This is a genomic window from Cellvibrio sp. (assembly GCF_053579595.1).
Genome location: NZ_JBRFPI010000216.1, coordinates 912 through 7,679 on the forward strand (window position 1 = coordinate 912; position 6,768 = coordinate 7,679).

General features: G+C 44.4%; 9 protein-coding genes. 5 read left to right on the plus strand and 4 right to left on the minus strand.

Annotation, left to right across the window (positions count from 1 at the left end; translation table 11 throughout):
* Nucleotides 1–46: 46 nt before the first annotated feature.
* Nucleotides 47–568, plus strand: coding sequence for a bifunctional adenosylcobinamide kinase/adenosylcobinamide-phosphate guanylyltransferase (gene cobU / locus ACWA6V_RS13595; RefSeq protein ID WP_449523004.1), 522 nt, complete (start codon nucleotides 47–49; stop codon nucleotides 566–568).
* The gene (locus ACWA6V_RS13600; RefSeq protein WP_449522997.1) at nucleotides 565–1,200 is read left to right on the plus strand and encodes a histidine phosphatase family protein; all 636 of its coding nucleotides are present in this window, start codon (nucleotides 565–567) and stop codon (nucleotides 1,198–1,200) included. The genes cobU and ACWA6V_RS13600 overlap by 4 nt, the downstream gene beginning before the upstream one ends.
* A 127-nt stretch (nucleotides 1,201–1,327) precedes the next feature.
* On the opposite strand, the gene ACWA6V_RS13605 is transcribed toward ACWA6V_RS13600, so the two are convergent.
* Nucleotides 1,328–2,371 (minus strand): hypothetical protein, encoded by a 1,044-nt coding sequence (locus ACWA6V_RS13605; protein WP_449522998.1) that lies wholly within the window; start codon nucleotides 2,369–2,371, stop codon nucleotides 1,328–1,330.
* A 272-nt stretch (nucleotides 2,372–2,643) separates the two neighbouring features.
* Here ACWA6V_RS13605 and ACWA6V_RS13610 point away from each other — a divergent pair, with 272 nt between their 5' ends.
* The 3 genes from ACWA6V_RS13610 (at nucleotide 2,644) to ACWA6V_RS13620 (ending at nucleotide 5,745) form a co-directional block, all read left to right on the plus strand.
* Nucleotides 2,644–4,065, plus strand: coding sequence for an MATE family efflux transporter (locus ACWA6V_RS13610; protein ID WP_449522999.1), 1,422 nt, complete (start codon nucleotides 2,644–2,646; stop codon nucleotides 4,063–4,065).
* 81 nt (nucleotides 4,066–4,146) lie between these two features.
* The gene (locus tag ACWA6V_RS13615; protein WP_449523000.1) at nucleotides 4,147–5,481 is read left to right on the plus strand and encodes a lytic murein transglycosylase; all 1,335 of its coding nucleotides are present in this window, start codon (nucleotides 4,147–4,149) and stop codon (nucleotides 5,479–5,481) included.
* An 18-nt stretch (nucleotides 5,482–5,499) separates the two neighbouring features.
* Complete coding sequence (locus ACWA6V_RS13620) at nucleotides 5,500–5,745, plus strand: Rho-binding antiterminator (RefSeq protein WP_449523001.1); 246 nt, start codon at nucleotides 5,500–5,502, stop codon at nucleotides 5,743–5,745.
* A gap of 93 nt (nucleotides 5,746–5,838) precedes the next feature.
* Here ACWA6V_RS13620 and ACWA6V_RS13625 read toward each other — a convergent pair whose 3' ends face one another.
* The 3 genes from ACWA6V_RS13625 to ACWA6V_RS13635 all read right to left on the minus strand — a co-directional run bounded on the left by ACWA6V_RS13625 (nucleotide 5,839) and on the right by ACWA6V_RS13635 (nucleotide 6,764).
* On the minus strand, nucleotides 5,839–6,003 hold the full coding sequence (locus tag ACWA6V_RS13625; RefSeq protein WP_449523002.1) for a hypothetical protein: 165 nt from the start codon (nucleotides 6,001–6,003) through the stop codon (nucleotides 5,839–5,841).
* Nucleotides 6,003–6,467 (minus strand): hypothetical protein, encoded by a 465-nt coding sequence (locus ACWA6V_RS13630; protein WP_449523003.1) that lies wholly within the window; start codon nucleotides 6,465–6,467, stop codon nucleotides 6,003–6,005. Before ACWA6V_RS13630 ends, ACWA6V_RS13625 begins: the two co-directional genes overlap by 1 nt.
* Nucleotides 6,468–6,662: 195 nt before the next feature.
* On the minus strand, nucleotides 6,663–6,764 hold the full coding sequence (locus ACWA6V_RS13635) for a M2 family metallopeptidase (RefSeq protein WP_449523005.1): 102 nt from the start codon (nucleotides 6,762–6,764) through the stop codon (nucleotides 6,663–6,665).
* Nucleotides 6,765–6,768 lie beyond the last annotated feature (4 nt).

Below are 6,768 nucleotides of genomic sequence, written 5' to 3' on the forward strand. Positions count from 1 at the left end.
CCTATTTATTATTCAAGCTACAACAATCAAAAAGACTGAATCTATTATGATTACGTTAGTGTTAGGTGGCGCCCGCTCAGGCAAATCGCGCATTGCACAAGAGCTGGCAAGTGCTAGCCAATTACCCGTGACCTATATCGCCACGGCAACGGCGCTGGATGAAGAGATGGCGAGGCGGATTGAACACCACCAGCACAATCGTCCCAGTGAATGGCGCTTGCGCGAATGCCCGCTGGATTTGGCCACCGCATTGCAAGAAGAAACACAGCAATCGCAAACGATATTGGTGGACTGTTTAACGCTATGGCTTAACAACCAATTGTTTGAATATCCCGAACAGGATTTTTCCGTGTTGTTTGATGCGCTCGTGAATAGCCTAAGCGCGAACAACGCCAACGTAATTTTTGTCGCTAATGAAGTGGGATTGGGAATAATTCCGCTAGGCGAAGTCAGCCGCAAATTTGTCGATGAAGCAGGCCGATTAAATCAGCAACTCGCACAAATCGCCGACAAAGTATTGTTTGTCGCCGCCGGTTTACCCTTAGCATTAAAAGACAACACCAAATGACATCTACAATCATCACACTAGTAAGGCACGGAAAAGTCGCAGGCCCAGCCGCGCTTTACGGCCGCACGGATATCGCACTCAGTGCAACAGGCCATAGCGATTTAACACGCGCGCTAAATAATCTGCATACGCAAACGCCCATCTACAATCTAATCAGTTCACCGCGCTTGCGCTGCTTGCAAGTCGCACAAGAATTTTCCGTACAACATAAAATTCCGTTGCGTACCGAAGACAATCTACAAGAAATGGATTTTGGCATTTGGGATGGGATCCCATTTGATGAGCTGGGCGATGAATGGAAAAACATCGAAGCCTTCTGGGAATCACCTCACTCCATGCAACCACCGGAAGGTGAATCACTAACCGAGTTCGCAGCGCGGGTTATCAGCAGTTGGGGATCACTTATCAACAATACCAAACCGGGGCATCACGCGATTATTTGTCACGGCGGTGTTATCCGAATTCTTATCGCCCACATACTAAACCTGGATTGGCGCAACCCTGCCCTATTCAAACAATTGCAGATTGATTACGCGAGTTGTACGCGGGTTGAAATTGGGGATTATGAGAAGGCGTTGCCGGTTATTAGGTGGATTGGGTCGAGATTGCTTAAACCAGAGCCACACATTTAAACCTATCTTTCGAAAAATAAAAACTCATCACGATTATCCGGTGCGAGCCTTTTAATTTTTTCAGAACGCCCACCCATAAGACAATGAAATAGTAACATCGCGTTTAATCTCTTTAGTAATTTATTATCTACCTCGCGATCTTCATTAACGACATCCACGGATCAATTTTTCCATCCTGATTTATATTCCCCCATTTCCCTTGCCTCAAAGCTGCTGCGAAATGGTTTTCCATAATGAAAAGCGCATCACTATGCTGATAATATGCCATATCACCATTTATTTTGAATTTTAGCGCATGATCAAAACATTTTATTAACAATATTAAAGAGCTTATATGTCTAATTACGTTATCAACTGAAAAAGTTATTTCCATTTCACCTATCTTAACGAAGTACTTAAGTCCACTAATATACTCCCCGTTAGAATGTTTTTTTAGCGCGTCAACAGATACACAATGATGTATATCAATTTGGAACGCACTTATAAGCTCTTCGATTCTCTTTGAAACCTTTGCGGCGGCTACCCAATCATTCGAATCTAGCAGCATAAATTGAAGGAAAACGTCAGCAAGCACTCTGTCAAATTTTTCCTGTACAGCTACATCAGGGTTATACTCTCCATTTATACATGCAGGAAATATGTATTTATGAAGCCTTCTATATTCGATTGTTACATCCGAAAATGATACAAAGCTTTCCATATGTTTTGTGAATTCATCTAAGTGTTTAAAATAATTACCAAAATTATTTTGCCCCTTTGCTTCGATGATTTGTATTTCTAATGATTTCTTCATTTCCTCTTGAGCTTTAGTAGCTTGATCCACAGCATTCCTAGTCGCAATTAATTCAGAATTGGAAATTTTCAAAGCCTTTTCGGTTTGATGATGTGATCGAAGCAACAAAATAACAGTAACAAATACGATTATCGGATTTATCAGCCCCCCAAGAAAATCTCCCAGTTGACCCAACTCAGCCTTTCGATTCACCAGGCTATCTATAAGACATTTTTCCTCATCCCATCGCCCGATACATTCAGGAAGCTCAGGAAATACAATACGGTATAAATAATAGGCGACAGCGCTCAATATGAGAAGAAAACATCCGAGCGCAATTTTATTAGCCGTCCAAAAAATTGGCTCTTCTTCTTTGCAGATCTCATCTTTACTATCCATTTGACACAACACCTTATTTATCAAATATCGCTATGAGAGAGGAAATAATTTGCATTACATATCGCTAGTACAACGAACCACGATTAACATCATTTTAGCCATATATTAACACTCCAATCAGGTAGAAATATTTCACTACATAACAACTAATATTACCTTGTAAGTTTCCGATTACACTTTAGTTCATGCCCTCTTCACCAAATTCCGCTAAAATTCTCCTGTTTATCCCTAGATAGAACCTGCAACACAACCCCAACACCAACGGACACCCTGTGGAACCATTAAATACCGATCAGCTCCAAACCCTACCGGATCACAACCAAAGCCTGGTCGCGCGTACCCTGCACGAGTGGAAACAACTTGCTGTGCTCGGCGCGCCTATTTTAATTGCGCAGTTGGCGCAGATGGCGAATGGGGTTATCGATACGGTGATGGCTGGCCATGCAAGTGCTGAGGATTTGGCGGGCGTGGCGATAGGTGCAAGCCTGTGGGTGCCGGTGCTGCTATTTTTTGCGGGCGTGTTGAGTGCGTTGCAGCCTACGATCTCCGGGCACCGTGGTGCGGGGGAATTGCACAAAATTATGCCTACCACATGGCAGGGAATTTATATTGCACTCGTGGCCATGGTGGTGATGGTTTTATTGCTGGTGAATACTCAACCGGTGCTACGAATTTTACAACTTGATGCAGTGACTGCAGCGATTGCTGATAGTTATCTGGATGCATTTGCCTGGGGTGTGCCGGCGCTGCTGTTGTTGACGGCGCTGCGCGGCTTGACCGATGGTTTGGGGCATACGCGCGTTATCATGGTCTTTTCTTTAATCAGCACACTGCTAAACCTGCCGCTCAATTATATTTTTATTTACGGATTTGATTTTATTATTTTTCAATTACCGGCGATGGGCGGAATCGGTTGCGGTTGGGCAACGAGTATTTCCAACTGGGCTGCCACACTTGCACTGCTTATTTATTTAAACCGTAGCACGACGTTCAAAAATTTTCATTTGATTGGCGATTGGGTTGCACCTGCGAAATCAGAAATCGCCCGCCTGCTTAAATTGGGACTGCCGATTGGTTTTACCATGTTTATTGAAGTGAGTATGTTTTGCATGATCGCACTGTTTCTCGCACCATTGGGATCAACAACCGTTGCAGGCCATCAAATCGTACTCAATGTGACCTCGGTATTATTTATGCTTCCACTGAGTTTGGGCATGGCCTTAACACTGCGTATCAGCTTTTTAGTCGGCGCTGCAGACCATGACGAGGCACGCTTGCTTGCTCGCAGTTCACTACTCCTGGCGGTAGGCATTAGCTGTATTAATGCACCCGTTTTATTTTTTGGGCGCGAATGGCTTGCCGGTTTATATACATCAGATGTTAGTGTTCAACAGGTCGCAACTACATTATTTATGCTCGCGGCCCTGTTCCAAATCGTCGATGTTATTCAGGTGACCATGATCAATGTACAGCGCGGTTACAAGGATACTAAAACCCCGATGTTTATCATGCTGCTGTCATTCTGGGGAATTTGTTTGCCGCTCGGTTATATGCTGACATTTAAAGACTGGATCACTGCCCCTATGGGCGCGCCCGGTTTTTGGATGGCATTAATTGCCGGATTAACCTGCGCTGCACTTTTATTAACAGTGCGGATGTTTAGGTTTAGGCCAGCAGGTTTTGCTGCGCGTTAAAAAATACCGTTTTCGTCATACCCGCGAATGCGGGTATCCATAAAAAGCAGAATTAGAAGCTGCTTAAATACCGGAGTTACTATGAAAAACCTACGGAGTTTATTTCCCGTTATTTGTGGCATGAGCCTGGTTGCCTGCGCTCAGGTTGCCGAACCTAATAAAGTGGATGCACAAAACGCCGCGCAAAAAAATCAAAACGTACAAACAACAGCAGCTAGCACCAACACCACAATTAACACCACCACAGCGCAAATTCCGGCAGCTGCGCCCATGCTAACGCAAAAAGAATTTGCTGCCTGTTTGATTACATTTTCTGCAAAAGCCAAAGCGGAAGGCATTTCACAAAACACCATTAACAACAGCCTTGCCAAAGCAGAACTCAACACACAAGTATTGGAACTGGATCGCAAGCAGCCTGAATTCACCACCAGCTTTGCCGATTACTTTAATCGCCGCGTTACTGAGCAACGTGTTACGCAGGGCCGCGCACTACTGGCCAAACATAAAGATTTATTCGCGCGAGTTGAACAAGAATACGGTGTACCTGCTGCTTACCTTGTTTCGTTTTGGGGATTGGAAACGAATTTCGGCAGTTACTTCGGCAATATTCCGGTTGTCGATTCTCTCGCTACCCTCGCCTGCGATGCACGCCGCAGCACTTTTTTTACCATCGAATTAATCAATGCACTGCGTATTCTGGATGAAGGTGCAATTGCACCAAATAAAATGAAAGGCTCCTGGGCGGGCGCTATGGGTCATGTGCAATTTATGCCATCGTCCTTTTTGAAAAATGCCGTGGATTTTGATGGCGACCACAAACGCGATTTATGGAACAGCACACCGGATGCCATGGCATCGGCCGCGAATTTTTTAAAAAACCTCGGTTGGCAAACTGAAGGTCGTTGGGGGCGCGAAGTTAAATTACCGAAAAATTTTCCCTTTCTTGAAGCAGGTTTAAAAAACAATAAATCGATTGCAGAATGGACCAAGCTCGGCGTTACGCGCGCCGACAACTCTCCACTACCGCAAGCGGATATGAACGCGTCACTGCTAGTACCGTCCGGCCACGAAGGTCCGGCATTTTTGGTGTACGACAATTTCAATGTGATTATGCGTTGGAACCGTTCTGAATTTTACGCCATTGCCGTTGGCCAACTCGCCGACCAAATCGCTGGCGGTGGAAAATTATTACAACCGCCACCGGTAGATGCACCGCGCTTGCATCGCGACCAAGTTATCGCGCTGCAACAACAACTCAACAATAAAGGCTTCAACCTCGGCAAACCCGATGGCATCCTCGGCCCAGCAACCCGCCGCGCCATCGGTGAATTCCAACACCAACAAGGCATGATCGCCGACGGATTTCCAGGCACCCAAGTGCTCGGTTTGCTCGGTATAAAAGTGGTAAAACATTAATTTACGCGAATAAACAAAATGATCAGCTGCAACCAACATGACTATATTGAAATCGTTTGCATGTACCACTACCCGATTAAGCTCACGTTAAAATCGGGCGATATTATTCAGGGAGTTGCGCTGGATACACAGCGCAATGACCACCGCGATGAATGCATAAAAATTGATATTGAAGGTGTTGAGCAGCTGGTGGTTTTGGAGGAAATTAAAATGTTGGAGGTTATGGTGGAGAATCCGCACTTTAGGTTTGTTGAATTTGATTAATTAATTTTTTGAGTGGGATTTTAAACAAAATGGGGTCGCCAATTGCGACCCCACGTTTGTACAAACAATGAATTGTCAAAACACCTATCAAATTTAATCCTTTTTCCCAAACTTAGGCTTTCCAACCTTCACCAAAAGAGCGAGCATAACAATCACCATCATAATCAAAAATAGATAATTACCAAATATATGGAAAGCACCGAAGGACAATGCGACAAGAGCAACACAGGCGGCCAAAAATGCAATATTTTTCCACATTATGCGTACTCAAAGCTTGGAGGAGATACTCTTGCACGAAGCCCGAAGCTACTTCTAGAAGAATAACTACTATTTAAAATTTGAGGGTTAAGTGCATAAAACGATGCGACCCCTTTAAACTTGAGATTGTTTCTATCTGTAAATGCAAAAACATCCGCCATACGAGTACCACATCCTAGGGCACGGCCACTAGCAACTGCGACACTTCCAATTGCAGCTCCGGTATAAGCAGAGGCCCCGATAGCTGCAGCCACAGTAAGCTTCTCTAAAGCAACCGTGGCACCAATCAACTCGGCCATAGTAGCTCCCTTCCCCAAGGTACCTAATGCACCAACAAGAGTAGATACGGTTCCTATAGCTGTTTGGTAGGTATCAAATAACGTGGTAGGTACAGGCAACCCCAAGTCCTGCATATTTTCGTCAAAATATTTTTTGAAATCACCTGAATTGTAACACTGACTCATATTGTATCTCCTTGATACGATGGGCTAAAAATGATCCAATCGTTGCAATATAAGCCGCGTAAGTTGTTACTGCACTAATCTTCGGATTTGATTGTGAATTTTATAATTCAATTCACATTTTGCGACGATGCAGATAAAGAGATAGCTCTTTATCTGTCACCTCAATTAACCAATGAATATTCCAGATAACATATCTCACCAACCACACGCCTGCCCTTGGTTTTCTTTCTCCAACCACTGCATGAGCGGTGCGAAATAGTCGATGATGGCGGAAGCATCCATTTGGCGTGTACCTATGGCC